This window comes from Microbacterium sp. USHLN186 (assembly GCF_037145155.1).
Lineage (GTDB): Bacteria > Actinomycetota > Actinomycetes > Actinomycetales > Microbacteriaceae > Microbacterium.
Genome location: NZ_JBBCYA010000006.1, coordinates 109,075 through 133,835, shown reverse-complemented (window position 1 = coordinate 133,835; position 24,761 = coordinate 109,075). Strand labels below are relative to the sequence as shown.

The 24,761-nt window shown below is 69.5% G+C and carries 28 protein-coding genes; 8 read left to right on the top strand and 20 right to left on the bottom strand.

Translation table 11 applies throughout. The features are described from left to right. Positions 1 to 34: 34 nt before the first annotated feature. Positions 35 to 580 (top strand): GNAT family N-acetyltransferase, encoded by a 546-nt coding sequence (locus WFG93_RS12455; protein ID WP_336646652.1) that lies wholly within the window; start codon positions 35 to 37, stop codon positions 578 to 580. On the opposite strand, the gene WFG93_RS12450 is transcribed toward WFG93_RS12455, so the two are convergent. The 13 genes from WFG93_RS12450 to WFG93_RS12390 form a co-directional block, all read right to left on the bottom strand. Beyond that, on the bottom strand, positions 549 to 1,373 hold the full coding sequence (locus tag WFG93_RS12450) for a carbohydrate ABC transporter permease (protein ID WP_336646651.1): 825 nt from the start codon (positions 1,371 to 1,373) through the stop codon (positions 549 to 551). The genes WFG93_RS12455 and WFG93_RS12450 overlap by 32 nt on opposite strands. Further along, entirely contained in the window at positions 1,370 to 2,317 is a 948-nt protein-coding gene (locus WFG93_RS12445) for a carbohydrate ABC transporter permease (protein ID WP_336646650.1), read from the bottom strand. Before WFG93_RS12445 ends, WFG93_RS12450 begins: the two co-directional genes overlap by 4 nt. Before the next feature lie 62 nt (positions 2,318 to 2,379). After that, on the bottom strand, positions 2,380 to 3,651 hold the full coding sequence (locus WFG93_RS12440) for an ABC transporter substrate-binding protein (protein ID WP_336646649.1): 1,272 nt from the start codon (positions 3,649 to 3,651) through the stop codon (positions 2,380 to 2,382). A gap of 109 nt (positions 3,652 to 3,760) precedes the next feature. Continuing rightward, positions 3,761 to 4,594 (bottom strand): TSUP family transporter, encoded by an 834-nt coding sequence (locus WFG93_RS12435; protein ID WP_336646648.1) that lies wholly within the window; start codon positions 4,592 to 4,594, stop codon positions 3,761 to 3,763. Between the two features lie 62 nt (positions 4,595 to 4,656). After that, positions 4,657 to 5,412 carry an amino acid ABC transporter ATP-binding protein gene (locus WFG93_RS12430; protein WP_336646647.1) on the bottom strand — a complete coding sequence of 252 codons (756 nt, stop codon included), beginning with the start codon at positions 5,410 to 5,412 and terminating at the stop codon, positions 4,657 to 4,659. Then, on the bottom strand, positions 5,409 to 6,206 hold the full coding sequence (locus WFG93_RS12425; protein ID WP_336646646.1) for an amino acid ABC transporter permease: 798 nt from the start codon (positions 6,204 to 6,206) through the stop codon (positions 5,409 to 5,411). Before WFG93_RS12425 ends, WFG93_RS12430 begins: the two co-directional genes overlap by 4 nt. 34 nt (positions 6,207 to 6,240) lie before the next feature. Beyond that, positions 6,241 to 7,062: a basic amino acid ABC transporter substrate-binding protein gene (locus WFG93_RS12420; RefSeq protein WP_336646645.1), complete on the bottom strand. Its 822-nt coding sequence runs from the start codon at positions 7,060 to 7,062 to the stop codon at positions 6,241 to 6,243. A gap of 118 nt (positions 7,063 to 7,180) precedes the next feature. After that, complete coding sequence (locus WFG93_RS12415; protein WP_336646644.1) at positions 7,181 to 7,480, bottom strand: Dabb family protein; 300 nt, start codon at positions 7,478 to 7,480, stop codon at positions 7,181 to 7,183. Then, on the bottom strand, positions 7,477 to 7,740 hold the full coding sequence (locus WFG93_RS12410) for a glutaredoxin family protein (protein ID WP_336646643.1): 264 nt from the start codon (positions 7,738 to 7,740) through the stop codon (positions 7,477 to 7,479). Before WFG93_RS12410 ends, WFG93_RS12415 begins: the two co-directional genes overlap by 4 nt. Next, positions 7,737 to 8,030, bottom strand: coding sequence for a rhodanese-like domain-containing protein (locus tag WFG93_RS12405; RefSeq protein WP_336646642.1), 294 nt, complete (start codon positions 8,028 to 8,030; stop codon positions 7,737 to 7,739). Before WFG93_RS12405 ends, WFG93_RS12410 begins: the two co-directional genes overlap by 4 nt. Before the next feature lie 85 nt (positions 8,031 to 8,115). Then, positions 8,116 to 8,214, bottom strand: coding sequence for a 30S ribosomal protein bS22 (locus WFG93_RS12400; protein WP_003792170.1), 99 nt, complete (start codon positions 8,212 to 8,214; stop codon positions 8,116 to 8,118). 128 nt (positions 8,215 to 8,342) lie between these two features. Continuing rightward, positions 8,343 to 8,534, bottom strand: coding sequence for a helix-turn-helix domain-containing protein (locus WFG93_RS12395; RefSeq protein ID WP_336646641.1), 192 nt, complete (start codon positions 8,532 to 8,534; stop codon positions 8,343 to 8,345). 85 nt (positions 8,535 to 8,619) lie between these two features. Next, on the bottom strand, positions 8,620 to 9,036 hold the full coding sequence (locus WFG93_RS12390; RefSeq protein WP_336646640.1) for an ArsR/SmtB family transcription factor: 417 nt from the start codon (positions 9,034 to 9,036) through the stop codon (positions 8,620 to 8,622). A 91-nt stretch (positions 9,037 to 9,127) separates the two neighbouring features. Between WFG93_RS12390 and WFG93_RS12385 the strand changes: the two genes are divergently transcribed. Next, positions 9,128 to 10,549: a TrkH family potassium uptake protein gene (locus WFG93_RS12385; RefSeq protein WP_442928264.1), complete on the top strand. Its 1,422-nt coding sequence runs from the start codon at positions 9,128 to 9,130 to the stop codon at positions 10,547 to 10,549. A gap of 1 nt (position 10,550) precedes the next feature. Then, positions 10,551 to 11,213 (top strand): potassium channel family protein, encoded by a 663-nt coding sequence (locus tag WFG93_RS12380; RefSeq protein WP_442928259.1) that lies wholly within the window; start codon positions 10,551 to 10,553, stop codon positions 11,211 to 11,213. A 3-nt stretch (positions 11,214 to 11,216) separates the two neighbouring features. Here WFG93_RS12380 and proC read toward each other — a convergent pair whose 3' ends face one another. Then, positions 11,217 to 12,056: a pyrroline-5-carboxylate reductase gene (gene proC / locus WFG93_RS12375; protein ID WP_336646638.1), complete on the bottom strand. Its 840-nt coding sequence runs from the start codon at positions 12,054 to 12,056 to the stop codon at positions 11,217 to 11,219. A 64-nt stretch (positions 12,057 to 12,120) separates the two neighbouring features. Here proC and WFG93_RS12370 point away from each other — a divergent pair, with 64 nt between their 5' ends. Next, complete coding sequence (locus WFG93_RS12370) at positions 12,121 to 13,092, top strand: cation diffusion facilitator family transporter (RefSeq protein ID WP_336646637.1); 972 nt, start codon at positions 12,121 to 12,123, stop codon at positions 13,090 to 13,092. Between the two features lie 15 nt (positions 13,093 to 13,107). Here the strand turns inward: WFG93_RS12370 and tadA are convergent, their stop codons facing one another. Beyond that, positions 13,108 to 13,563: a tRNA adenosine(34) deaminase TadA gene (gene tadA / locus WFG93_RS12365; RefSeq protein WP_336646636.1), complete on the bottom strand. Its 456-nt coding sequence runs from the start codon at positions 13,561 to 13,563 to the stop codon at positions 13,108 to 13,110. A 107-nt stretch (positions 13,564 to 13,670) separates the two neighbouring features. Between tadA and WFG93_RS12360 the strand changes: the two genes are divergently transcribed. The 3 genes from WFG93_RS12360 to WFG93_RS12350 all read left to right on the top strand — a co-directional run bounded on the left by WFG93_RS12360 (position 13,671) and on the right by WFG93_RS12350 (position 14,816). Continuing rightward, positions 13,671 to 13,820: a hypothetical protein gene (locus WFG93_RS12360; RefSeq protein ID WP_336646635.1), complete on the top strand. Its 150-nt coding sequence runs from the start codon at positions 13,671 to 13,673 to the stop codon at positions 13,818 to 13,820. Positions 13,821 to 13,829: 9 nt separating this feature from the next. Further along, positions 13,830 to 14,462 carry a uracil phosphoribosyltransferase gene (gene upp / locus WFG93_RS12355; protein ID WP_336646634.1) on the top strand — a complete coding sequence of 211 codons (633 nt, stop codon included), beginning with the start codon at positions 13,830 to 13,832 and terminating at the stop codon, positions 14,460 to 14,462. A gap of 87 nt (positions 14,463 to 14,549) precedes the next feature. Then, entirely contained in the window at positions 14,550 to 14,816 is a 267-nt protein-coding gene (locus WFG93_RS12350; RefSeq protein ID WP_336646633.1) for a hypothetical protein, read from the top strand. A 15-nt stretch (positions 14,817 to 14,831) separates the two neighbouring features. Here WFG93_RS12350 and WFG93_RS12345 read toward each other — a convergent pair whose 3' ends face one another. Together WFG93_RS12345 and nadE are read right to left on the bottom strand one after the other, a co-directional pair. Continuing rightward, positions 14,832 to 18,350, bottom strand: a complete 3,519-nt coding sequence (locus tag WFG93_RS12345) for a TM0106 family RecB-like putative nuclease (protein ID WP_336646632.1) — start codon at positions 18,348 to 18,350, stop codon at positions 14,832 to 14,834. 83 nt (positions 18,351 to 18,433) lie between these two features. Beyond that, positions 18,434 to 19,252, bottom strand: coding sequence for an ammonia-dependent NAD(+) synthetase (nadE, locus tag WFG93_RS12340; RefSeq protein ID WP_336646631.1), 819 nt, complete (start codon positions 19,250 to 19,252; stop codon positions 18,434 to 18,436). Between the two features lie 50 nt (positions 19,253 to 19,302). On the opposite strand from nadE, the gene WFG93_RS12335 reads away from it, so the two are divergent. After that, entirely contained in the window at positions 19,303 to 19,860 is a 558-nt protein-coding gene (locus WFG93_RS12335; RefSeq protein ID WP_336646630.1) for a phosphorylase family protein, read from the top strand. A gap of 7 nt (positions 19,861 to 19,867) precedes the next feature. Here the strand turns inward: WFG93_RS12335 and WFG93_RS12330 are convergent, their stop codons facing one another. From WFG93_RS12330 to WFG93_RS12320, 3 genes are all read right to left on the bottom strand, one after another. Then, positions 19,868 to 22,957 (bottom strand): SMC family ATPase, encoded by a 3,090-nt coding sequence (locus WFG93_RS12330; protein ID WP_336646629.1) that lies wholly within the window; start codon positions 22,955 to 22,957, stop codon positions 19,868 to 19,870. Then, a complete protein-coding gene (locus WFG93_RS12325; protein ID WP_336646628.1) occupies positions 22,957 to 24,117 on the bottom strand; it encodes an exonuclease SbcCD subunit D in 1,161 nt (386 codons plus the stop codon). The genes WFG93_RS12330 and WFG93_RS12325 overlap by 1 nt, the downstream gene beginning before the upstream one ends. A gap of 145 nt (positions 24,118 to 24,262) precedes the next feature. Beyond that, positions 24,263 to 24,571, bottom strand: coding sequence for a GNAT family N-acetyltransferase (locus WFG93_RS12320; protein ID WP_336646627.1), 309 nt, complete (start codon positions 24,569 to 24,571; stop codon positions 24,263 to 24,265). Between the last annotated feature and the right edge of the window lie 190 nt (positions 24,572 to 24,761).

Below are 24,761 nucleotides of genomic sequence, written 5' to 3'. Positions count from 1 at the left end.
TCTGGGGGTCTCGGCATCCTGACAGACTGGACGGGTGCTGGCATCCCTCCCCCTTCCGCAGCCGCTCGACTCGCGCATCGGGACGTGCGTGCTGCGACGGGCGTCGCGGGCGGATGCCGACGGGATCATCGCACTGCTCGCCGACGACCCGATCAGCGCCTCCCGCGGCGATCAGGCGTCGGATGCCGACCGGCCGGCGTATCTCGCCGCGCTCGAGGACATCATCGCCGACGACTCCAACGACCTGCTCGTCGTCGAGCTCGATGGCGCGATCGTGGGGACCCTGCAGCTGACCTCGATCCCAGGCATGGCGCGCAGGGGTGCGCGGCGTCTGCTCGTCGAGGCGGTGCGCGTGCGCGCCGACCTGCGCTCGAGCGGCATCGGCTCGGCCATGATGCGCTGGGTGTCCGGGGCCGCCGCGCCCGCCCTCGGGGCGGCGATGATCCAGCTCACCTCCGATGCCGCTCGAACCGATGCCCACCGGTTCTACGAGCGCCTCGGCTACACCGGCTCGCACGTCGGCTTCAAGTACCCCGTGCCCGTCGGCCTCACTTCATCGAGCCGGCCACCATCCCCTTGATGAAGCTGCGCTGCAGGAAGAGGTAGGCGAGCAGCACCGGCACGACCGACAGCAGTGCCGCCGCGGCCGCGGCGCCCGGATTGCTGCCCTGAGACGCGAAGAAGTTCGCCACCGCGGGTGCGATCGTGCGGGTCTCGTCGCTGCGCAGGAAGTACGTGCTCAGCGCGAACTCGTTCCAGATGCCCACACCCGCCAGGATCGCGACCGTCGCGGTGACCGGGCGCAGCATGGGGAACACGATGCGCATCAGCACCTGCCATCCGCTGGCGCCGTCCACGACCGCCGCCTCCTCGATCGCGACGGGCAGGCTGCGCATGAACGCCGTGTACAGGAACACCGCCAGCGGCAGGTTGCCGGTGACCATCACCGCGATGATGCCCCAGTGCGTGTTCAGCCCGTGCAGAACCTTCATGAGCGTGTACAGCGGCACCAGCACCGACAGCGGCGGGATCATGATCAGCCCGATGATGCCCGCGTACACGAGTCGGTTTCCGCGAGTCTGCCGGCGCGCCAGGGGGTAGGCGGCGAAGGCGCCCAGCACGCACACCAGCACCGTGGAGACGACAGTGACCTGTGCGCTGTTGCCGATGGCGGTGAGGATGTGGCCCTGCTCGATCGCGGTGCGGAAGTTGGCCCAGTGGATCTCACCCGGCAGCACCCACGGCGAGGACAGATCCGTCTTCGCCTTGGCCGCCGTGGTGACGCCGAAGTAGAACGGCAGCAGCTGCAGCAGGGCGATGAGTGCGAGTCCGGCGTAGATGAACGCCTTCGACGGCGCGGATGCCCGCTTCACAGCTCGACCCGTCGACGGTTCAGCAGAGTACTGAGCACGAAGGTCACCGCGGCGATGAGGATGAACAGCACGACGCCGATGGCCGCGGAATACCCGGCGGCCTGCCCGGCGAAGTACGTCTCGCCGATCAGCGTCGACACCGAGTGCGTGGACTTGCCCGGGCCGCCCCCGGTGAGCACCTGCACCACGTCGAACAGCTTCAGCCCGCCGATGAGGTTCAGCACGATGCTCGTGGCGAACGCGGGCTGCAGCAGCGGCACGGTGATGCTGCGAAAGCTCTGCCACCATGTGGCCCCGTCGAGCTGGGCCGCCTCGTAGTACTCCGTGGGCACGGCCTGCAGCCCGGCGAGGTAGATGACCATCGAGATCCCGACGAACTGCAGGGAGTTCACGGCCACGATGACGGCGATGCCCACGGAGGCATCGGCCAGCCACGCGACCTGCTCAGCACCGAACACCGCCCGCAGGTCGTTGAGCGCGCCGTTGTTGTAGCGGAAGATCAGGTAGTACATGGTGCCCAGCACGACCGGCGAGACCATCACCGGCAGGTAGATGATCGCCCGCAGCACCGCCGCACCGCGCACGACGCGGTCGAGCACGACGGCCAGGGCGAGTCCGAGCACCTGCTGGATGACGGTGCTGCCCACACCGTAGATGAGGGTGTTCACCAGTGCGGTGCGGAACACCTCGTCGCCGAGCAGACGCACGTAGTTGTCGAAGCCGATGAAGTCGCGGCTGCGGCTGTACCCGTTCCAGTTGGTCAGCGACAGGCTCATCCCGCTGAGCAGCGGATAGATCGAGAACACCGCGAACAGCGCCAGCGCCGGCACATAGAACCAGTTCAGCCGCCGCGGATAGAGGCCGTGCGCGCGGGCGCGGCGGCGGACGGCGGACGCGACGACGGGTGCCGCGTCTGCGGGACGCGGCGCGCGAGCGAGGGTCATCGGTTCTCCAGGCGTCCGGGGCGGCCGGCGGACAGCCGCCCCGGACGGGTTCGGACGGTCGGCTACTGCTGACCGTACAGCGTGCCGAAGTCGGCCTCGGTCTGCGTGACTGCCGAGTCGACCGTGGTCTGACCGGTGACGAGCCCGCTGGTGGTGGTGATCAGCGTGTTCCACATGCCGTTGGGCAGGTACGCGCGGTCGAAGTACGGCACCATGCGCACCTTGCCGGGGGTGAAGAACGCCTCGTAGCTGCTGGAGAGCTCGCCGAGATCCACGTCGATGTCCTTCAGCCCGGCAGGGTTGCCGTCCTCGCCGGCGAACTTGCCGATGTTGTCGGGCTCGGCGAGGAACGCGAGGAAGTCCAGTGCCTGTTCCTTGTGCTCGCCGTCGCGCCACGCCCCCAACGCCACTCCCTCGCCGCCGATGAGGTACTCCGGGTCACCATTGATCGCCGGTACGGGCATGAAGCCCAGCTGCGCGTCAGGCACGAACTGCTGCGCGTTGACGAGAAGGGTGTTCTGGATCATCACGAACGCGGTCTTGCCCTGGCCGAGAGCGGTCGCGATGTCGTCGCTCGTCGCCGACGAGAAGTCCGGGTTGAAGTAGCCGCCCTTCGCCCACTCGTCGATCTTGCCGAACAGCGCCTCGAAGCCGTCGGCTGCGAAGTCGCCGTCGGTGAGCTTCTCTGACTGGCCCTCGTCGAACGAGCCGGAGCCGAGCCAGTCGGCGACGTTGCCGGCGAACCAGTCGTCCTTCCCGGAGCTGGCGATGGGTACGATGCCCTCGTCCTTCACGCGCTTGAGCGCCTTGTCGAACGCATCGATGCTGCCCAGCGATGCGGGGTCGATGCCGAGATCGGCGAGCACGGTCTTGTTGTACAGGATGCCGGCGACATCGGTGGTCAGCGGCAGGGCGAAGAACTGCCCGTCGTCGTTCTTCATGGTCGAGTCGAGCACCGGGTTGAGCTGGTCTGCCCACGACTGCTCGTCGAGCGGCTCGAGGAACTCGCTGTACCGCAGCAGCGACCAGCCGTGCGTGGCCCAGATGTCGGGCAGGTCGCCCGAGGCCATGCGCACCTTCATGTCGCCCTCGTAGTCCTTCCCCATCGGGACCACGTTGATCTTCACGTCCGAGTTCTTCTTCTCGTACGCCTCCGCGAGTGCGCTGAGCGAGTCGTAGCGCGCCGTCCCCTCGGCCATCGCCGACTGCACCTCGAGTTCGACCTTCTCCCCGTCGCCCCCGTCGCCCGCGCCCGAGCATCCGCTGAGCGCCAGTGCGGCGACAGCGAGAACGGCCGCTCCGGCCAGCATCGGCTTCCTGTGTGGTGACATCATCGTCCCTCCTCCGTCAGGCCGCGTGCCGCCCCCTCCGGACGCACGCACTCGCGAGTCTACGCGGGAAGACAGCTCGCGAGCAGGGGGGTGACCAAAGCGATATGCATACTCAGACCGCGGCGAGCGACGCGAGCAGCGGCGAGAGGTTCTCGTTCCACACATCGACGCCGAGCTTGCCGATGAGCAGGACGACGACGACGAGGAACACCACCCGGATGAAGGTCGACCCGCGCGAGATGGCCATGCGCGATCCGAGGTAGCTGCCGGCGGTGTTGGCAGCGCCGAGGATCAGACCCAGCAGCCACAGCACCGCGCCGTGCGGGATGAAGAGGATGAGCGCGCCGGCGTTGGTCGCGAAGTTCACGATCTTGGCCTTCGCGCTCGACTGCAGGAAGTCGTAGCCGAGCAGCGCGACCAGGGTGATCACGAGGAAGGTGCCGGTGCCGGGGCCGATGAGTCCGTCGTAGAAGCCGATCACCAGGCCGGCCGCCCCTGCGGCGATGTGGTGCCGGTGGCCCGAGAAACGCAGCGCCGTGGCCGCCCCCAGCTGCGGCCTGAAGGCGGTGAACAGCGCGACGGCGAGCAGGGCCACCACGATGATGGGCTTGAAGGCGGATGCCGGGAGCACGGTCGCGACTGCGGCGCCGCCGAACGAGCCGGCCAGGGCGATCACCGCCATAGGAAGGGCGGTGCGGATGTCGGGGCGGGCGCGACGGTAGTAGGTGACGCTGCTGGTGGCCGTGCCGAAGATCGATCCGAGCTTGTTGGTCGCCAGCGCCTGCACCGGCGTGATGCCCGGGATCAGCAGCACAGCCGGCAGCTGCAGCAGTCCACCGCCACCCACGACGGCGTCGATCCAGCCCGCACCGAACGCGGCGATGACGACGAGGATGAGCATGCCCCAGGTGAGCTGCTCGAGGCCGAGTAGTGCGCCGATCTCCATCACGTTCCAGGATGCCAGACGCGGGCGCCCCTCGATGACGCGCCGCCCGCCCGACGGCCCGGTCAGAGCACGCGGGAGAGGAAGTCCTGCGTGCGCGGATGCTGCGGGTTCGCGAGCACCTCGCGCGGGTCGCCCTGCTCGAGGATGTGACCGCCATCCATGAAGATCAGGCGCGAGCCGACCTCGCGGGCGAAGCCCATCTCGTGCGTGACGACGAGCATGGTCATGCCCTCATCCGCCAGCTGCCGCATCACCTGCAGCACCTCGCCGACCAGCTCCGGGTCGAGCGCGGAGGTGGGCTCGTCGAAGAGCATCATGTCGGGGTTCATGCACAGCGCGCGAGCGATCGCGACGCGCTGCTGCTGCCCGCCGGAGAGGTGGCTCGGGTACGCATCCGCCTTCTCCGACAGGCCCACCCGCTCCAGCATCTCGCGCGCGACGTTCTCGGCCTCATCCTTCGAGCGCTTCTTCACCCGCCGCTGGGCGATGGTGAGGTTGCCGAGCACCGACATGTGCGGGAACAGGTTGAAGCTCTGGAAGACCATGCCGATGCGCTGGCGCACCCGGTCGATGTCGGTGTCCTCGTCGGTGACGTCGATCCCCTCGATGAGGATGTGGCCGTCGGTGGGATGCTCGAGCAGATTCACCGAGCGCAGCAGCGTCGACTTGCCCGACCCGGACGGCCCGATGATGCAGACCACCTCACCGCCGAGCACGGTGAGGTCGATGCCCTTGAGCACCTCGTTGTCGCCGTAGGTCTTCACCAGACCCTGGATGTCGATGGCCGGGGCGTGGACGTCGATCATGTCGGTGGTCATCGTTCCCTCGCCATCCGCCGCTCCAGCCACGCCGTGAAGCGGGTGAGCGGGATCGTCACGATCAAGTACAGCAGCGCCGCCATGATCAGGGGTGTGCCGTTCGCGTTCTGCGTGCTCGCATCGCGGGCGAAGGTGGTCAGCTCCTTCGACCAGATGAACGTCCCCGCGACGAACAGCAGCGAGGTGTCCTTCAGCAGCAGCACGAATTCGTTGGTCAGCGGCGGGATGATGATGCGGAAGCCCTGCGGGATCACGATCCAGAACGTGGTCGCCATGGGCGACATGCCCAGCGAGCGCGCTGCCTCGGTCTGTCCCTTCGGCACAGCCTGAAGGCCGGCTCGGATGGTCTCGGCCATGTACGCCGAGGCCACCAGGATGAGACCGATCAGGCCGAGGACGACCGGGCCGCCCAGATCCTTGCCCGGCACGCCCACGGCGATCGGCAGGATGAACGCGATCGCGAAGATCGTGAGGATCGCAGGCAGACCCCGGAACAGTTCGATGTACACCGTCGCGATCCAGCGGAACGGGCCGATCACCGACATCTTCATGAGCGCCAGTCCGATGCCGATCAGCAGGCCGCCCGTGAACGCGACCGCCGTGAACCACAGGGTGTTCACGAGCCCGGTCGTGACGATCGTCGGCAGCATCCGCACCGCGACCTCGGGGTTGAGGAACAGCGGCACCAGCCGACCCCAGTTCGCCGTGAGAGCGATCCACACGGCGACCGCGATCAGCACCGCATAGACGCTGTAGCGGTACAGCCGCTGCTTCTGCGTGCGCTTCAGCGCCATGGTCGCGGTCCTTCCGACCGGGCTCTCGCGGGAGTCACTTCGCGGTGAAGAACTCGTCGTAGATCTTCTGGTACTCGCCGTCGTCCTTCAGCTCCTTGAGAGCCTTGTTGACCGCATCGCGCAGAGCGTCCTTCTTGCCCTTCTCGAAGGCGAAGCCGTACTGCTCGTCGGTGTTGTACTCCTCGACGATCTTGTAGCTCTTGTCCGCCTTCTCGTGCTCCAGGTTGACCGGCTGGTCCTGCAGGATGGCGTCGAGCTGCCCGGCTTGCATAGCCGGCCACAGGTCGCCATCCGAACCCATCTGCAGCAGCTCCGCCCCCTTGGCGTTCTCCTTGGCGTAGTTCTCGCCCGTGGTGCCCTGCTGCACGCCGACCGTCTTGCCCTTCAGATCCTTGATGCTCTTGATCCCCGAGTCGGTGCGGACGAGCAGCGACTGGAGAGAGTCGTAGTAGGGATCGGAGAAGTCGATGTTGGCCTTGCGTGCCTCGGTGATCGTCATCGCGGACGCACCGACGTCGCAGGTGCCGGCGGCGAGCGTCGTGCCCGACTGCAGCGCGTCGAAGCCGACATCCTGCACGTTGAGCTTCAGGTCGAGCTTCTTCGCGATGGCGCCGAGCAGCTCGATGTCGAAGCCGGTGTAACCCGTGCCGTTGTCACCGCCCTCGAATTCGAACGGCGCGTAGGGGATGTCGGAGCAGACCGAGAGGGTGCCCGGGGTCACCAGACCGTACTCGGCACCGGCATCCGACGAGGTCTGGTCTGCGTCGTCGGAGCCCGAGCCGCTCGCGCAGCCGGTGAGAGCGAGTACGGCGGATGCAACGATGGCTGCAGTGAAAAGCAGGGGACGGCGCTTCATCAGGCCACTCCTTCGTGACGGGGGCATACGCCCGGTTCGGGTGAATTCATCTTGGCATGCTCACGCGCACATCTCACAGCGGGGCGGCACGGACGCCGATCACGTTTGCGTTGCAAGGTCAGATCTCGAAGTCGACTGCCGTGCGCCCGGCGGCGACGGACTTGATGTAGGCGCCGGCCTCCTGGTGCGCGGGGTGCACCTGATACGCCTCGAGGGCGTCGGGCGAGTCGACGTCGGCGACGAGAGCGACGTCGAAGTTCACGTCGGTGTGCAGGACGTTCGCGCCGGCGGAGACCGCACGCAGTTCGGGGATCACGCCGGCCAGCGCGTTGAGTCGACGGGCCACCTCGGCGGCCTGGCCGGCGCGCGCGTCGGCATCCGCGCCGTTCATCTTCCACATCACCACGTGACGGATCATCTCAGGGCCTCCTCGAGCGCGGTGCGCAGCCGGTCGGGCGAGACGCGCCAGTGCGCGTGCAGCTCGCCGTCGATCAGGACGACGGGGATCTTCTCCCACCATCGTTCGTACAGGGCGGGGTCGTCCGCGATCGATCGCTCGACGATCTCGAGGCGCTCGGCGGCCGCATCCGGAAGCTCGGCGACCACCGCGTCGACGATCTCGGTCGCGACGTCGCAGAGGTGGCAGTCCGGCTTGCCGATCAGCGTGAGCGTCGTCACTGCTCGACCGGGCGTCCCTGGGCGATCCACTCGCCCGTGCCGCCCTCGACGTTGGTGGCGTCATGTCCGCGCGCCGTGAGCGCCTCGACGGCTCGCGCGGAGCGGCCGCCGACCTGGCAGATCACGTCGAACGGCTCCGCCGGCAGCTCGTCGACCCGACCGCCCAGTTCGGACAGCGGAAGGTTCACGGCTCCGGGCACGTGGCCGGCAGCGAACTCGTCGCGCTCGCGCACATCGATCAGCGGAACGCCCACGCGGGCGGCGAGCTCTTCGACGGTGATGGACTTCACGGGATCCTCCTGGGTGCGCGACGCATACACGAAGCGCCCCTTCGACAGGCTCAGGAGCCATGAGGGGCGCTCGGTGTCGTGCCGCTTACTTCTTGTTGCGGCGCTGGTGGCGAGTCTTGCGAAGCAGCTTGCGGTGCTTCTTCTTCGCCATGCGCTTGCGGCGCTTCTTGATGACTGAACCCACGGAAACCTCACTAAGTCAGGGGTTGGATGCCGACGAGGCGGCACCCGGGTACGGGCACGGAAAAAATGCCTCGGACGAGTCTAGCAAAAGGTCGCAAGCCCTCTGTACCGCCCACCCGGGTCTCGTGGTCAGCCCACGTCGGCGATCGGCGGGCGCATGGCGTCGGACACCGCGGACTCCGGCACACGGTAGCTGCGTCCGAAGCGCACCGCGGGCAGCTCGCCGGCGTGCACGAGACGGTACACCGTCATCTTCGACACGCGCATGATCTCGGCCACCTCGGCCACCGTCAGGAATCGGACATCGTGAACATCGGGCATCCCCAGCACCCCTTTCTGATGAAGCTCAGCATATGGGCGCGTGCAACGGGTGTAAACCACTGGGGCGCATGTGACTGAGCTCCGCTCAGGTGCCGAGCTTCTTCAGCGCCGAGGCGACCGCGTGCTTGGCCGACGCGGCCGCACGGCCCACCACCTCCGCCGCATGCGCCGTGGCAGGCGGAAGCGCGGTGAACGGGATGTCGACCTCGGGCGCCAGTTCGCCGTACGCGTCGACGAGGAACGGCACCAGCCAGTCGTCGACCTCCTCGAGCGGGGCGACCGCGATGCTGTAGAAGCGGCGTTGGCCGTCTTCGCGCACGGTGACCAGATGCGCCTCACGCAGCACCTTGAGATGCTTGGACACCGTGGGCTGGCTGATGCCGAGCTCGCTGACGATCCCGGTCACGCTCGTGCCGCCGTCACCCTTCGCCGACTCGCTCAGCAGCAGCCGGAGGATGTCTCGCCTCGTGCCGTCTGCGATCACGTCGAAGATGTCGGTCATGCCCTCAGGGTAGTAGGCACCGCGGCGGAGTACCATGACGAGGGCTCGGCGAGCGGCGCCGGCGAACGAAGGAGGGGGAACGATGTCGGGCATGGGGTCGGCATCCTCCCCGCAGATCACGATGCGCGGTTTCGGCCGCCGCGCGAAGCACCTGGTGACGTCGTCGCCGTCGCGCTTCGCGATCATCATCTTCGCCGCGCTCATCCTCATCTTCACCGGCCTGCTGTCGCTGCCGATCGCGTCGGCCGATCGCACGATCACGCCGCTCAGCGACGCGCTGTTCACTGCGATGTCCACGATCTGCGTCACCGGTCTCGCCACGGTCGACATGGCCACGCACTGGTCGCCGTTCGGCAACGTGCTGCTGTTCATCGGCGTGAACATCGGCGGCATGGGCGTGCTCACGCTCGCCTCCGTGATGGGCATGGTCATCTCCAAGCGCCTGGGACTGCGTGCGAAGCTGCTCGCCGCCGGCGACACGAACCCGATGCGCGCGCACGGCGGACCGGTCAACGAGAGTCAGACCGTGCGCCTCGGAGAGGTGGGTCAGCTGCTGACCACCGTCGCCCTGTCGACGCTGGTGATCGAGGCCGCAGTGGCGGTGACCCTGTATCCCGCCCTGCTCTGGGCCGGGATCGACCCGTTCGCCGCGCTCTGGGAGGCGCCGTACTACGCGGCGATGTCGTTCACCAACACCGGCTTCACCCCGAACGCGGGCGGCGTGACCGTCTTCGCCGATGACTACCTGGTGCTGACCATCCTGATGATCAGCATGTTCCTGGGCAGCATCGGCTTCCCCGTGATCTACACCCTCGCCAAGCACGTGTGGCACGTGAAGCGCTGGTCGCTGCACTCCAAGCTCACGCTGATCACCACCACCCTGCTGCTCGTGGTCGGCGCCGGCGTGTTCCTGCTGCTCGAGTTCGACAACCCCGCGACCTTCGGGTCGATGGATGCCGGTGAGACCACGATCAACGCGCTCTTCCTGTCGGCGATGACGCGCTCGGGCGGATTCAACGTCATCGAGATATCCGACCTGAACGGCTCGTCGATGCTCGTGGCATGCATGCTCATGTTCGTCGGCGGCGGTTCGGCGTCCACCGCCGGCGGCATCAAGGTGACCACCCTCGCCGTGCTCGCCATCGCGGTGTGGTCGGAGGCGAAGGGCCGGCAGTCCGTGGAGGTGTTCGGTCGTCGCATCCCTTCCGACGTCCAGCGTGTGGCGCTGTCGGTCGTCGCGTGGGGGGCGACGATCGTCGCGCTGTCGACCGTGGTGATCGCGCAGATCACGAAGGCCGACATCATCGACGTGCTCTTCGATGTCATCTCGGCGTTCGGCACCGTCGGGCTCAGCTCCGGACTGACCGCCCAACTGCCGGATTCCGCCAGCTACGTGCTCGCGGCGACCATCTTCATGGGCCGCGTTGGTACAGTGACACTCGCCGCGGCGGTCGCCGCGACGTCCCGCTCGCAGCTGTACTCGCTGCCCGTCGAAAGGCCGATCGTTGGTTGAGATGGTGCGGGGCGACGCCCCGGTGCTCGTGATCGGACTCGGACGCTTCGGCGCCGCGTGCGCGGGGGAGCTCGACCGCCTCGACCGCGAGGTGCTCGCGATCGACGGGGACCTCGGCCTCGTGCAGAAGTGGTCGGAGCGGGTCACCCACACCGTGCAGGCCGATGCGCGCAACATCGACGCGCTGCGGCAGATCGGGGCGCAGGACTTCCAGGTCGCCGTCGTCGCCGTCGGCTCGCTCATCGAAGCGTCCGTGCTGATCACCGCGAACCTGGTCGACCTCAAGGTGCCGCAGATCTGGGCGAAGGCCGTGTCGCAGTCGCACGGCAAGATCCTCGCCCGCGTCGGCGCCAACCACGTCATCTACCCCGAGCGCGAAGCCGGTGAGCGCGTCGCGCACCTCGTCAGCGGACGGATGCTGGACTTCATCCGCTTCGACGACGACTTCGTGCTGGCGAAGATGTACCCGCCGAAGTTCATCCGCGGAGTCAGCCTGAAGGACTCCGGCGTGCGCACGAAGTACAAGGTCACGGTCGTCGGCGTGAAGAGCCCCGGCAAGCCGTTCCGCTACGCCGAGGCGAACACCGTGGTCACCAACCACGATCTGATCATCGTCTCGGGCACCAACAGCGACATCGAGCGCTTCGCGGGCCTCGACCGGTAGCTCTCACGAGCCGGCGGCGAGCTCCTTCGCGCGGGCGAGGGCGGCAGCGGTCGCGCGGGCGAAGACGTCGTCGAGCGCCGCCTCCTGCAGCACGGCGATCGCGCGTTCGGTCGTTCCCTTGGGGCTGGTGACCCGGCGGCGCAGCTCGGCCGGCTCCTCCCCCGAGGCGGCGAGCAGCGCCGTGGCGCCGATGAAGGTCTGCCCGGCCATGAGGCGCGCGTCGGCATCCGAGAAGCCCATCCCGATCGCCGCCTTCGTGAGCTCCTCGATGAGCAGGAAGACGTACGCGGGGCCGGAGCCCGACACGGTCGACAGCGCATCGATCTGCCCCTCGGGCACCTCGATCACCGCACCCACCCGCTCGAACAGCGCCCGGACCAGGGCCATGTCCTCGTCGGTCGCGGCGGGGCCGGCGGCGAGGCCGGTGACCGCTTCGCCGACGGTGGCCGGGGTGTTCGGCATGGAGCGGATGCTGTGCACGCGCTCCCCCAGTGCTGCGGTGAAGGTCTGCAGCGTGACGCCGGCCGCGAGGCTGACCACGATGGCGTCGTCGCGCAGGGCCGGCGCGATCTCGCGCAGCAGGTCGGGCACCATCGCCGGCTTCACTCCGACCAGCACGATCCGGGCGCTCGAGACGGCGTCGGTGTTGCCCGCCGGGTTCTCCTCCAGCGCGATGCTCGTCACCCCGGGAAGGGATGCCAGCGTCTGCGCCTTCTCGCGGGTGCGATTGGTCGCGACGATGCCGCCGTCCACCTCGACACCGGATGCGACCACGCCCTGCAGGATCGCACCGCCCATCGAGCCGGCGCCGAGGAATGCGAGAGAGGGAAGCGAGTCGACCATGCCGCAATCCTACGAGCCGAGCCGGGCCCGTGAAGAGCCCGCCGTCGCATCGTAGACTCGGGCCATGAGCGCATCCGGCGGCAGCAAGGCGATCATCGCGGCTTTCCTGGCGAACATGGGCATCGCCCTGGCCAAGTTCCTGGCGTGGGCACTTTCGGGCTCGGCATCGATGCTGGCCGAGGCGATCCACTCCGTCGCCGACTCGGGCAACCAGCTGCTGCTGATGCTGGGCAACCGCAAGGCCACCAAGGAGGCCGACCGCGCGCACCCGTTCGGATACGGTCGCGAGCGCTACGTCTCGGCGTTCGTGGTATCGATCATCCTGTTCTCGCTGGGTGGCCTGTTCGCCGTCTACGAGGGCATCGAGAAGCTGGTCGATCCGCACGACATCGATCGCACCTGGTGGTGGCTGCCACTCGCGGTGCTTGTGATCGCCATCACGCTGGAGTCGTTCTCGCTGCGCACCGCAGTGCGAGAGAGCAACCGGGTGCGCGAGAAGGGTCAGTCCTGGTTCTCGTTCATCCGCCGCGCGAAGGCACCGGAGCTGCCGATCGTGCTGCTCGAGGACACCGGCGCCCTCGTCGGCCTCGCCTTCGCGCTGCTCGGCGTGGGCCTGACCCTGATCACCGGCGACCCGCTGTTCGACGCGCTGGGCACACTGATGATCGGCGTGCTGCTGATCCTCATCGCGATCGTGCTGGCGATCGAGACGAAGAGCCTGCTCATCGGCGAGGGCGCCAGCCGCGCCGACCACGACCTCATCGTCGACGCCATCTCGGGCGGGCCCGACGTCGAGAAGCTCATCCACATGAAGTCGCTCTACCTCGGCCCGGACGAGCTGATGGTCGCCGCGAAGATCGCGCTGAAGGCCGACAAGTCCGTGCGCGAGGCGGCGGCCGACATCGACGAGATCGAACGGCGGATCCGGGCAGCCGTTCCCGCGGCGCGCGTCATCTACCTCGAGCCCGACATCTACCGTCCCGCGCTGGACCCCGAGCCGCCGACGGACGCGTTCGTCTTCAAGTCCTCGGACTGACAGACGACCCCGGCGTCAGCGTCGGGCCTCGAAGAACGACTGCAGCAGCGCGGATGCCGCATCCGCCTGCACCCCGCCGATCACCTCGGCCCGGTACGGCAGGCGCCGGTCGCGCAGCAGGTCGTACATCGATCCAGCCGCGCCGGCCTTGTCGTCCCAGGCGCCGAAGACCACCCGGCCCACCCGCGCCTGCAGGATGGCGCCGGCGCACATCACGCACGGCTCGAGGGTGACCACGAGCGTATGGCCCTCGAGGTTCCAGCCGCCGTGCGCTCGGGCCGCGGCGCGCAGCGCGACGACCTCCGCGTGTGCGGTCGGATCGTGCGTCTGCTCGCGCAGGTTCGCGCCCTCGCCGACGACGCGGCCGACGGCATCCGTCACCACTGCCCCGACCGGCACGTCGCCCGCCTCGCCCGCGCCGGCGGCGAGCAGCAGCGCGCGACGCATGGCATTCTCGTCTGCGGCGGTCATGGCCCCTCCCGTCGACCGAGCCTACTGGGCGCTCCCCCGCCCGGTGGACGGACATCTCCCCCGCGGGACGGATGCCGCGGACCCGCCGCCTGCGTAGCGTGACTGACATGGACAACGCACCCGCTGTCATCATCATGCTCACCACGATCCCGGCGCTGGTCGGCTCGATCCTTGCCGCGACGCAGGCCACGAAGACGAACCGTGCCGCCCGTGCACGACGCACCTCTCGTTCTGACGCGGAGGCGACGGCGAAGTAATCTGTTCCCATGCGCGTTCATGTGGCCGATCACCCGCTCATCACTCACAAGCTCACGGTGCTGCGGGATGAGAACACCTCCTCGCCGGTGTTCCGCCAGCTCACCGAGGAACTCGTGACGCTGCTCGCCTACGAGGCCACGCGCAACGTGCGGGTGACGCCGATCGAGGTGAAGACGCCGGTCACGACCACGACCGGCGTGAAGATCGCCGAGCCGCGTCCGATCGTCGTGCCGATCCTGCGCGCCGGACTCGGGATGCTGGAGGGGCTCGTCAAGCTCATCCCCACCGCCGAGGTCGGCTTCCTCGGCATGGTGCGCGATGACGAGACATTCGAGCCGACCACGTACGCGGAACGCCTGCCCGACGACCTCAGCGACCGCCAGTGCTTCGCCATCGACCCGATGCTCGCCACCGGCGGCTCGCTCGCGGCGGCGATCCAGTTCCTCTTCGATCGCGGGGCGAAGGACGTCACCGCGATCTGCCTGCTGGGAACGCCCGAGGGCGTCGCGGCGATCGAGAAGATCGTCGGCGACGCCGATGTGACTCTCGTGCTCGGTGCGCTGGATGAGCGGCTGAACGAGAAGGGCTACATCGTGCCCGGCCTCGGCGACGCCGGCGACCGCCTGTACGGCACCGTGTGAGTCGGCGCTGCTGCGCTTTGCGTGATGCGCAAGCGCGGCGGCGTCAAGGGGCTGGGGTTTCGCGGCCGCGATGACGATGATCGCGACATGAGCAGCGACAGCGATCCCCGTGAGACGACCGGTGCCGACGAGACGACGGATGCCGACGCGATGACTGACTACCCGGCCGCCGACGATGACACCGAGGCGGTCGAGCAGGTCGTCGAAGAGGTGCGGGACGACATCCGGCACGGGCAGGTGGACGACGACGTGACGAACGTGCTCGAGGAGCGCTTCGAGGAGGCCGGCGTGCAGCTTCGTCCGGAGGCGATCGACGATCTGGCCGAGGACATCGAGAACGACGTCTCCAGCTGAGCGGCGATCGCGGCTTCAGTCGCGGTCGGCGCCGACGAGATGCGCGAACGCGCTGAGCCGCGCGACGCCCTCCGCGGTCCACGGCAGATCGTCGAGCAGCGCCGGGGAGTGGATCAGGTAGGCGATGCTCTTCGCCCGAGAGATGGCGACGTTCAGACGATTCTGCAGCAGCAGGAATTCCGGTCCTCGGGGCGCGTCGCGTCCGCTGGACGCGGCGAGCGAGGTGATCGAGACGACGGCTTCGCGGCCCTGGAAGTTGTCGACGGTGCCCACCGCGACACCGTCGAAGCCCGCCGCCGAGAGCTCGTCGTGGATGAGCTGCTTCTGCGCGTTGTACGGTGCGACGACGATGATGTCGTCCTGCTGCAGTGGCCGCGGCGGGTCATCGCACATGCCGTCGATGTAGGAGCGGCCAATCAAGTCGCGTACGATCCGCACCACCTCGGCTGCCTCCTCGGTGGACTGCGTCGCGTTGCCGCGATGCCGGATGCTGATGACGTGCAGCCCCGGCTCGACGCCGTCGACCACCCGACGCTCCGCTCCCGGCGCCGAGGCGAGGCGGTCCGCGTAGGACAGACTCGACACCGGCGCGGCGACCGCCGGGTGCATGCGCCAGGAGTCCGCGAGGAAGTATCCGTGCGCGGGATCGATCACCGCAGCGCCGTCCATCACCCAGCCCAGCGCCGAGGTGTTGACCGGCTCGGGGTGCGTTCCCTGACTGACCTGCGGCAGCTGCTGCGGATCGCCGAGCAGCAGCAGCCGCTTCGCGCCCGCGGCGACGGCGATGGTCGAGGCGAGTGAGAACTGCCCGGCCTCGTCGATCACCAGCAGGTCCAGCCCCTTCCTCTCCACGCGACGGGTGTTGCTGAAGTCCCAGGCGGTCCCGCCCACCACGGCGCCGTGGTGGGCGTGCTCGGCGAGGAAGGCCGCCATGCCGTCCTTGCGGATCACGGTGTAGGCGGGCGCTGCGGCATCCGGATCCTTCGGCGCCTTCGCGACCTGGGCGGCGGGCACGCCATCGGCGACCACACGCTCGAGAAGGTTCTCGACGATGGCGTGCGACTGCGCGACCACGCCGATGCGCAGACCGTGGTCGCGCACGAGGCGGGCGATCACATGCGAGCCGGTGTAGGTCTTCCCGGTGCCCGGCGGGCCCTGCACGGCCAGATAGCTGTGATCGAGATCGAGCACGGCGCGCACGATCGCGCCGACGACGTCTGCGCCGGTGGCGTGCGCGGCCGGTAGCCCCGCCCCGGAGAAGGTGCGCGGCGGGGTGCGGCGGAGGATGTCCGTCGCCGCATCACGCGGAAAGTCGGGCGCTGCCTGATGCAGCGAGGAGGCCCACTCCTCGATCGCGCCCTGCTGCGACGCGACGTGCGGCGGTGCGGCAGGGGTGAGCGCGAGGGGCAGCTCGTCCCACATCTGCCCCTGCACCGTGCGCTCGCGCACGAGGTAGCCGTCGTCGAGGACCTCGACGATCTCCACCTCGTGCGGCACGTGGATCACGCGCGAGGGGGCGGGCGCATCGAACGGCGTGGGCACGCCGTAGAGCGCGAACGGCCGTCCGCCGACGCCCAGAGTGCTGCCCGGCGCGACTTCGCCCCGCAGGCGCAGCATCCGGGTCTGCGCGCGACGCCCCTCATCGATCGCCCAGTCCTCTGCGACCGCACTGACCGACGCATCCACCCGCAGCACATCGCGGGTGCTCTCCCAGATCGAGAGCGGCTCGCGCAACCGCTGGAAGTGCCCCTGCCAGAAGCTCTTCGCCTCGCGGGGATGGTAGTCGATGGCCGCCGCGGCGACCCGGTACGACGCCGCCGCATCGTCGTCCGCGCGCAGTGCCTCGGCCTGCAGCGCGAGCGACAGCGGCTCGGGCTCGTAGGCACGTGTCTCGGGGTCGTCCGGCGGAGCCGGCACGACGCCTGCGCTCCGGGCCAGGCCGATCAGCCACTCGCGCAGTCGACGCGTCGACACGCAGTCGTAGCGGTTGTAGTCGGCCAGGTCGGCGAAGATCCGCTGCGCCTCGGCATCCTCCCCCGCCGCGAGCAGCTGACGCGCGTGCACGTACTGCACGATCGAGTCATCGCCCTTCTGCACATCGCTGGTGCGCACCTCGGCGCCCATGTACAGCGGCTCGAGCTTCTTGATGGAGTACGACCGCGAGCCGATGCGCACCGCGCGCAGCACGATCGGGTACAGGTCGACGAACACGCCGTCGCGCAGCAGCCGATCGACCTCGGCCTCGCCCACGCCGTGCCGCGCGGCCATCGCGGCGAGGTGGGAGGTCTCGTAGGGCGCGTAGTGATAGATGTGCATGTCGGGATGCGACTGCCTGCGTAGCGCCACGAAATCGAGGAAGTCGCGCAGCGCCTGCTTCTCGTCGGCGAAGCTGTGCGCCCACAGCGCCGTGTACTGCTCATCGTCGTCGGTCCAGCCGAACAGGTAGTCGATCCCCCACATCGGGGTCTCCCCGCGGCGAACCGGCTCGGTGTACAGCGGATCGCCCTCGAAGTCGAAGAACAGATCCCCCCTGCTGGGACGCGGCATCAGCCCGATCGCGGCCGCGGAGACGAGCTCGTACGGCGGCACCTCGCCCGCCTCGGAGGCCGCTGCCAGCTGCAGCCGCGCCTGCGCGCGCAGGGCGAGGAAGGTGTCGGGGTTCATGCCGTCCGGAGCATCGGTGGCGTCGGCGAGGTCGTCGACGGTGTGGATGCCTGCCGCCCGCAGCCGTTGCCGCTGCACGGGCCGCATGCGCGCCACCATCAGCAGGTCGCGATGCGCGAGCACCTGCTCCTCGCAGGTCGCGCAACGCCCGCATGCGCCGATCTGCAGCTCACCGCGATCGTCGCCCCACGCCAACGGCTCGGCAGCGGGGTCGTCGATGCGGCGATCGGCGATGAGCGCGCGCAGTCGGGCGCGACGCACGTGGAACAGCGGCAGGATGTCGGCGACGCGGTGCGTGCTGGTGCTGCCGTCGCCGAGCAGCAGGTCGACCTCGTCGGACCGGGGGATGCCCAGCCGGTCGAGCTGGTCGACGTATGCGGCGAGCTGCATGAGCGCGGTCGCACGCGCGGTGCGCGCGAGTTTCGAGTCCTGCACGCGCCAGCGTCCGCTGCTCCCGCCTGGCAGCGCTCCGTCGCGGGCGAGGAAGTCCGCGAATCCGACGAACTCCGCGGTGGAGAAGGCAGCCTGGAACACCAGCGTCGCCTCAGAGCGCAGCGCCTCCTCGGTCGCGGCGACGGTGGCCGCGAGCTCATCGGCATCCGCGGACGAGACCTTCGGCAGCACCACGACTCCCGGCCCGCCGTGCACGGACTCGCCCAGGTCGTCGAGATACTGCGCGAGCACCTTCTCCTCGTGCCGGTCCCCCAGCCGCGCGGCGCGCTCGAGGGTGGCGTCCTCGGGCTCTTCCACGGCCGGCACGCGCCCGAGCTTGGCGTCGAGGGCGCGTGCCCAGGCGAACTCGCACTCCGCGGCGAGCTTCAGGTCGCTGGCGCTCCAGACGACCCTGTTCTCTGCTGTGATGACCCGCACGCTCTCCCTCTCGTCGCTGTCCTCGACACTATCCGCGGCCTCCGACATCCCCGGCGCGCGGCAGGCGGGTCACGGGAGCGGGCTCAGCGCCACCAATCGTCGGTCGGCGTGACCGGCAGATGCCGCTTGTGCCGTGAGGCCCGGTACTTCTGCTCGATGAGCGCAGCCACCTCGGGCGCCACCTCGCGACCCTCGAGATAGTCGTCGATCTGCTCATAGGTCAGCCCCAGCTCGTCCTCGTCGGGGCGGCCGGGCACGCCGTCGAGCAGGTCGGCGGTGGGCACCTTCGTGTACAGGTGCTCGGGTGCGCCGAGCTGCTCGAGGATCGCGCGGCCCTGCCGCTTGTTCAGTCCGGCCAGCGGCGTGAGGTCGGCGGCTCCGTCGCCGAACTTCGTATAGAAGCCGGTCACCGCTTCGGCGGCATGGTCGGTGCCGAGCACGAGCAGTCCGTCGTGCCCGCCGAGCGCGTACTGCGTCACCATGCGCAGGCGCGCTTTGAGGTTGCCGCGATTGAAGTCGCTGATGCTGCCGCCCAGCCCCTCCTCGAGGTCGCGTTCGAGACCGTCGACGCCGTGCTGGATGTTCACGGTGACCGAGCGATCCGCGTTCACGAAGGCGATGGCCGCCTCGGCATCCGCGGCGTCCATCTGCACTCGGTACGGCAGCCGTACCGCGAGGAACATGGCCTCTGCTCCGCTCTCGCGCACGCGCTCGACCGCGAGCTGCGCGAGCCGGCCCGCGAGGGTCGAGTCCTGCCCGCCCGAGATGCCGAGCACGAAGCCCTTCGCCCCGGTCGCGCGCAGGTAGTCGCCGAGGAAGGCGGTCCTCCTCTCGATCTCCGCTGCGGGGTCGATCTCCGGCTTCACCCCGAGGTCCTCGATGATCTGCTGCTGCATGCCCATGGCGCCTCCTCCGTCGGGTTCCAGTCTCTCCTACCTGCGAGGATGGGGTGGTGAAACTTCTTGTCGCGGCTCTGGCGTCCGAACTGCAGGCCTTCCCCGCCGAGCTTCCCGGCTTCGATCGCCTGGTGACCGGTCCCGGCAAGCTCATGGCCGCGTACGGCTTGACCCGGGCGCTGGACGCGCGGCGCTACGAGGAGATCGTCGTCGTCGGCACGGCCGGCGCTGTCGACGATGCGGTGGAGTCGGGCGTATACGACATCAGCGCGGCGATCCAGCACGACGTGCAGGACCTGGACGGTGTCGTAGGCCAGCACGTCTCGCTGCCCTCCCGCGTGGAGACGGGGCGGGACGGGGTCACGATCGCGACCGGCGACATCTTCGTGGATGACGCGGATGCCGTCGCCCGCATCCGGGCTCTCGGCGGCGTGCTGGTCGACATGGAGACGTTCTCGCTCGTCTGGGTGGCGCAGCGCTTCGGTGTGCCGATCCGCGTGCTGCGGGTGGTGTCCGATCGTGCGCAGGACGGTGCGACGCAGGTGTGGGACGAGGTGGTCGCCGCGTGCAGCACGCGGCTGTGGGAGCACATGCAGCGGGAGTACGCGGTCTGAGTTCGCCTCAGTCGGCGCGCTGCGGTGCGCGCGGTGCGTCGATGACGCTGTGCCCGTCCGCAACCGTGCGGACGGTGAGCTGGGCGGGGATCTGCTCCTGCATGGCCTCGACGTGACTGATCACGCCGACGGTGCGTCCGCCCTGGCGCAGTTCATCGAGAGTGCGCATGGCCGTCTCGAGCGTGTCCGCGTCGAGCGAGCCGAATCCCTCGTCGATGAAGAGAGTGTCGAGCCGGATGCCGCCGGCGCGTGCGGTGACGACCTCTGCCAGCCCCAGCGCAAGGGCGAGCGACGACAGGAATGTCTCGCCGCCGGACAGTGACTTCGCGGGGCGCGTGTGCCCGGTGAAGGCGTCGAAGACGACGATGCCGAGCCCGGATGCCGCTCCGCGCGCCGCCAGCGCGTCCGAGTGCCGCAGCTGGTAGCGACCATCGGACATGGCTCCCAGCCGCTGATTGGCCGCCGCGACGATCTCCTCCAGCTCGGCAGCGAGCACGAACGTCTCGATGTTCATCTTCCGGGTGTTGCCGGCTCGCCCGGCCAGCGCATCCGCGAGCCCGCGCAGCACCTCGAACTGCGCCGCGTCCTCGGCCGACGCCGCGTGCACATCGACCGCCGCCTCGAGGGTGGCCGCCAGACTCTTCTGCACGGCGCGAGCCCGGCTGTCGGCGTCGACGGCGTCCTCCCAGTCCCGGCGCGCACGCTGTGCTGCCGCCGTGGCCGGTGCGAGATCGATGCGCTCCTCCGGCAGCATCCGCATCTCGAGATCCAGCAGCAGCGCACGCTCCTTTTCCCGCGCGACGGCGTGCGCGGTGACCCGCTGATCGAGCGCGGCGATGTCGGCGGCCGCGAGCATCGCCTGCTCGGCCTCCGATGCGTCGGCGAAAGGAGAGGCCGCGATCGCGGAGCGCATCTCGGCATCGGCTTCCGCAGCGGCACGCGCGCGTTCACGGCGCTCGTCGATCGCGTCGGCGGCGCGCACGGCCACCGTGATCTGCTGCTCGGCGCTCTCGAGCCGGGATGCCACGCTCTCGTGATCGCCGCGCGCACGGAGGATGGTCTGGTCGGCATCGGCGATGCGCTGCTCGATGAGCGAGAGGGTGGTGCGCGCCTCGGCGAGCGCCGCAATGGCCGCCGCGCGCTGCTCCACGAGTCCGGCGGCGGTCTGCTGCAGCTGCGCGACCTCGGCATCGAGCCGGATGGTGCGCGCGGCGGCGGCTTCGGCCGCCTTCTGCACGGCGAGCGCCTGCGTCAGCTCGCCCTCCGCCTGCACGCGGCTGCGCCCGTCGGCGCGTGCAGTCGCCGCCGCATGCGCGGCCGTATGCGCGGCGAGCGTGCGCGAGACGGTGCGTTCAGCGGCCGCGGCGGCGTCGCGGATGGCCTCGGCCGCGGCGATGTCGTCGGCCGAGACCGGATCGGTGTGCGCGGCGGGGGAAGGATGCCGCACAGAACCGCACACCGCGCAGGGCTCGCCGTCGACGAGCGCCGTGGCCAGCTCGCCGGCATAGCCGTCCAGGCGCCGCCGGCGCAGCGTGCTCAGGGCGTTCTGAGCACGGGTGTGCTCCTCACCGGCGTCGACCTCGGCGCGGGCTGCGGCGGCGACCTCCGCCTCGAGGCGCTCCGCCTCGCGCGCGCCGTCGAGGCGCTGACGGGTCGCATCGACGGCGTGGACGGCTGCGTCGACACGATCGCCTTCCCGTCGCGACGCGTCACGCTCGCCGATCAGCGCGGCGATGCGGTCGGGCAGCTGCTCCTGCTCGCCGGTGAGTTCGTCGACACGGGCGGATGCGGCCGCCATCGCCGCGACCGCGTCTGCACGCTCCCGCTCACGTGCAGGTGCGTCGGCTTCGAGCTGCGCGGCCTGCTGCCAGGCGCCGCTCTCACGGGTACGCGCTGCGGCGAAGGCGCGCAGCGCCTCCTCAGACGAGAACTCATCGACAGAACCCGCGAGGACGTCGCGGGCGGCGTCCAGCGTGCGGCGCTCGTCCAGTTCGGCAGTCGCAAGCGCCTGCGCGGCACGGGCGGCAGCGGTGAGCTGGCTGCGCAGCGCCTCCGCTGCCCGGCCGTGATCGCGCCGGGCGGCGGCATCCGCGATCTCCTCCGCCTGCGCGTCAAGCGCCCCCAGCGCTGTGCGGGCGCGGTCGCGGTCGGCCTGTGCGCGCTGCTGCTCGCTGAGCACGGTCAGTGCGGTGTCCGCCTCGGCCAGCGCGTGCTCGGCCCCGCCCCGTTCGGCTGCGCAGCGCTCGACCCGGTACCCCGCCCGCGCCACCGCACGGTCGATTCGGGCGATGCGGTCCTCCGTCGTGAGGGTCGCGGCATCCCGGCCGTCGGCCGCGGGCGCCGGATCTGCCGGGACGCTCCTTGCGCTCTCGGAATCCGTCGTCGCAGAGGACGCCGCGGCGGATGCTGCACTGTCGCCGAGCTCCGCGTCCGCGACGAGTCGCTCGGCCTCGTCCAAGCGGGCGTGGACGAGGGCCCGCCGTCCGCCCAGCGCCTGCTCGGCCTGGCGGCGGCGCTCATCGAAGCGGGCCTGATAGTCGGCGAAGCGCTCGGTGCCGAACAGCCGACGCAGCAGCGCCTGGCGCTCTTTGCTGTCGGCGAGCAGGAAGTCCGCGAATCGGTTCTGGGCGAGCAGGATGACCTGCAAGAACTGCTCCTGACTGAGCTGGAGGATCTCGGCCAGTTCGGTGGCGACGTCGACGACGCGCGCCGCGCGTCCCACCCACTGTCCGTCGACGAGTTCTTCCAGCAGTGCCGACGGCTGCTGGGTGGTCATCCCGCCGCCGCGCTTGGCCGGGCGCTCGTACGCCGGCGAACGGGTGACCCGGAAGCGCCCCGCGACAGTGCTGAACTCGACGACCACCTCGGTGATCTCATCGGGTTCGCAATGGTCGCTTCTCAGCCGCTTCTCACCGCCGTCGTAACGCGGAACACCCCCGTAGAGGCCGAAGCAGACCGCGTCGAGGATGCTCGACTTGCCCGCGCCGGTGCGGCCGCCGATGAGGAAGATGCCGTCGGTGGTGAACGCGTCGAAGTCCACCGACTGCCGCGTCCGGAACGGTCCGAAGCCCTCGACCTCGAGGCGGTGCAGCTGCATCAGACGAGCGCCTCCGCGCGCACCCGATCGTCGAGGACGTCGCCGATCAGCTCGGCCTCGCGCTCGTCGGCGCCGTGCCCGGCCCGCACATGCACGAGGAACGCCTCAATGCGCTCCACATCGGTGACTGCAGTGCGCAGGCGCTCGGCGTACGACTCGCTCTCGTCGGCATCCGTCCGCTCCGGCTGGTGCTGCACCAGCGCGCAGAACGGGAAGCGCTCGCGCAGGCGGCGCATCGGCTCGTGCTGGGGCACCGCGTCGGTGTACACCGCGCACACCCAGTCGTCGGCGTGCCGCGACACGTTGGGCTCGGCGAGGATCTCGTCCAGCGTGCCGGTGAGAGTGACCAGTGCCCTGGGTACGGGCAGCGCGAGCCACTGCACCTCGGCCAGGCCCGCGGCGTCGAGCTCGACCAGCCACGACCCGCGCTGCTTGTGCTGCTCGCCGAAGCTGTAGTGCAGCGGAGCGCCCGAGTAGCGCACGCGGTCGCTGAGCTGCTGTCGCCCGTGGATGTGGCCGAGCGCGACATAGTCGGGGCCGTCGAACGAGCTGAGCGGCACCACGTCGAGTCCGCCCTGGCGCACCTCGCGCTCGAGGCCGGCGGTGGGGTCGACGCCGGCGGCGAAGCAGTGCGCCACCGCGACCGACCGCCCCGGGTGCTGCGCGAGTCCGGCGCGCACCAGCTGCATGGCGTGGTCGGTGACCTGAGCCTGCGTGCGCAGCGCGGTGGCCGCGTCGGGCCAGTGCTGGCGCACGATCGCCGGCTCGAGGTAGGGGATGCCGAAGAAGTGCACCGGACCGTGCTCGTCGTGCACGGTGACCGGGGTCGCGACCGCACGAGGATCGGTGAGCACGTGGATGCCGTCGCGCAGCAGCCGGGAGTGGAAACCGAGCCGCGCGGCGGAATCGTGGTTGCCGCTGGTCATGATGACGGTGGCGCCGGCGTCGTGCAGTGCGAGGAGCGCGTCGTCGAGCAGGGTGTAGGCCGTCGCCGCGGGTGTCGCGGAATCGAACACGTCGCCCGAAATGACGACCACGTCGACCGCGTGCTCGCGCACCTGCGCGACCAGGGCGTCGAGCACCGCGGACAGCGCCGTCAGGGTGGCGTGCCCGTGGAAGGTGCGGCCGATGTGCCAGTCCGAGGTGTGCAGGATGCGCATGCTCACACGCTACGGAGCACCACCGACATCGCGTCCGAGGCGTGCCGCTCTCGCTCCACCCCGGCTGCTCAGGTGGGCCGGATCGCTGCCTTCCGCACTCCCACGCGAGCAGACCGGCCACACGAGCGCGCGCCCGCGCTGACGGTCAGCGTCGACGCAGCAGATGCTTCTTGTCGGGATGCGCGTCGAACCAGTCCGCGACGTACCAGCACACCGCGTCCACCGAACGGTCGCCGCGCGCCTCGAGGTCGGCCACGGCGCCCGCCACCACGCGCGCCGCATGGCCCTGACCGCGATGGGCCGGCACGGTGTACGCCCGTGTCATCGCGACCGTGTGCCCGTCGTCGCGGTAGTCGAGCACGCTCAGCAGCACGCCGCCGCGCGTGAGGGTGTAGCGCGAGGCGTCCTTCTCGTCGAGGAACACGAAATCGAGGTCGTCGGCAGTTGAGGTCACCCCACAACGTTACGCCGTGTTTCACGCCCGGGATTGTCACGTTTTGACATGAGGGGTCATCGTGGGAAATAATCGCCCCCATGACCACCAACGCAAGCCCTTTGTCCGCCCAGGAGGCGAACGGGACTGCCGGGATGATGATGCCCGGTCGCGTTGGCATGTGTTGCCGAATGTGTTGCTAAGGCGCAAC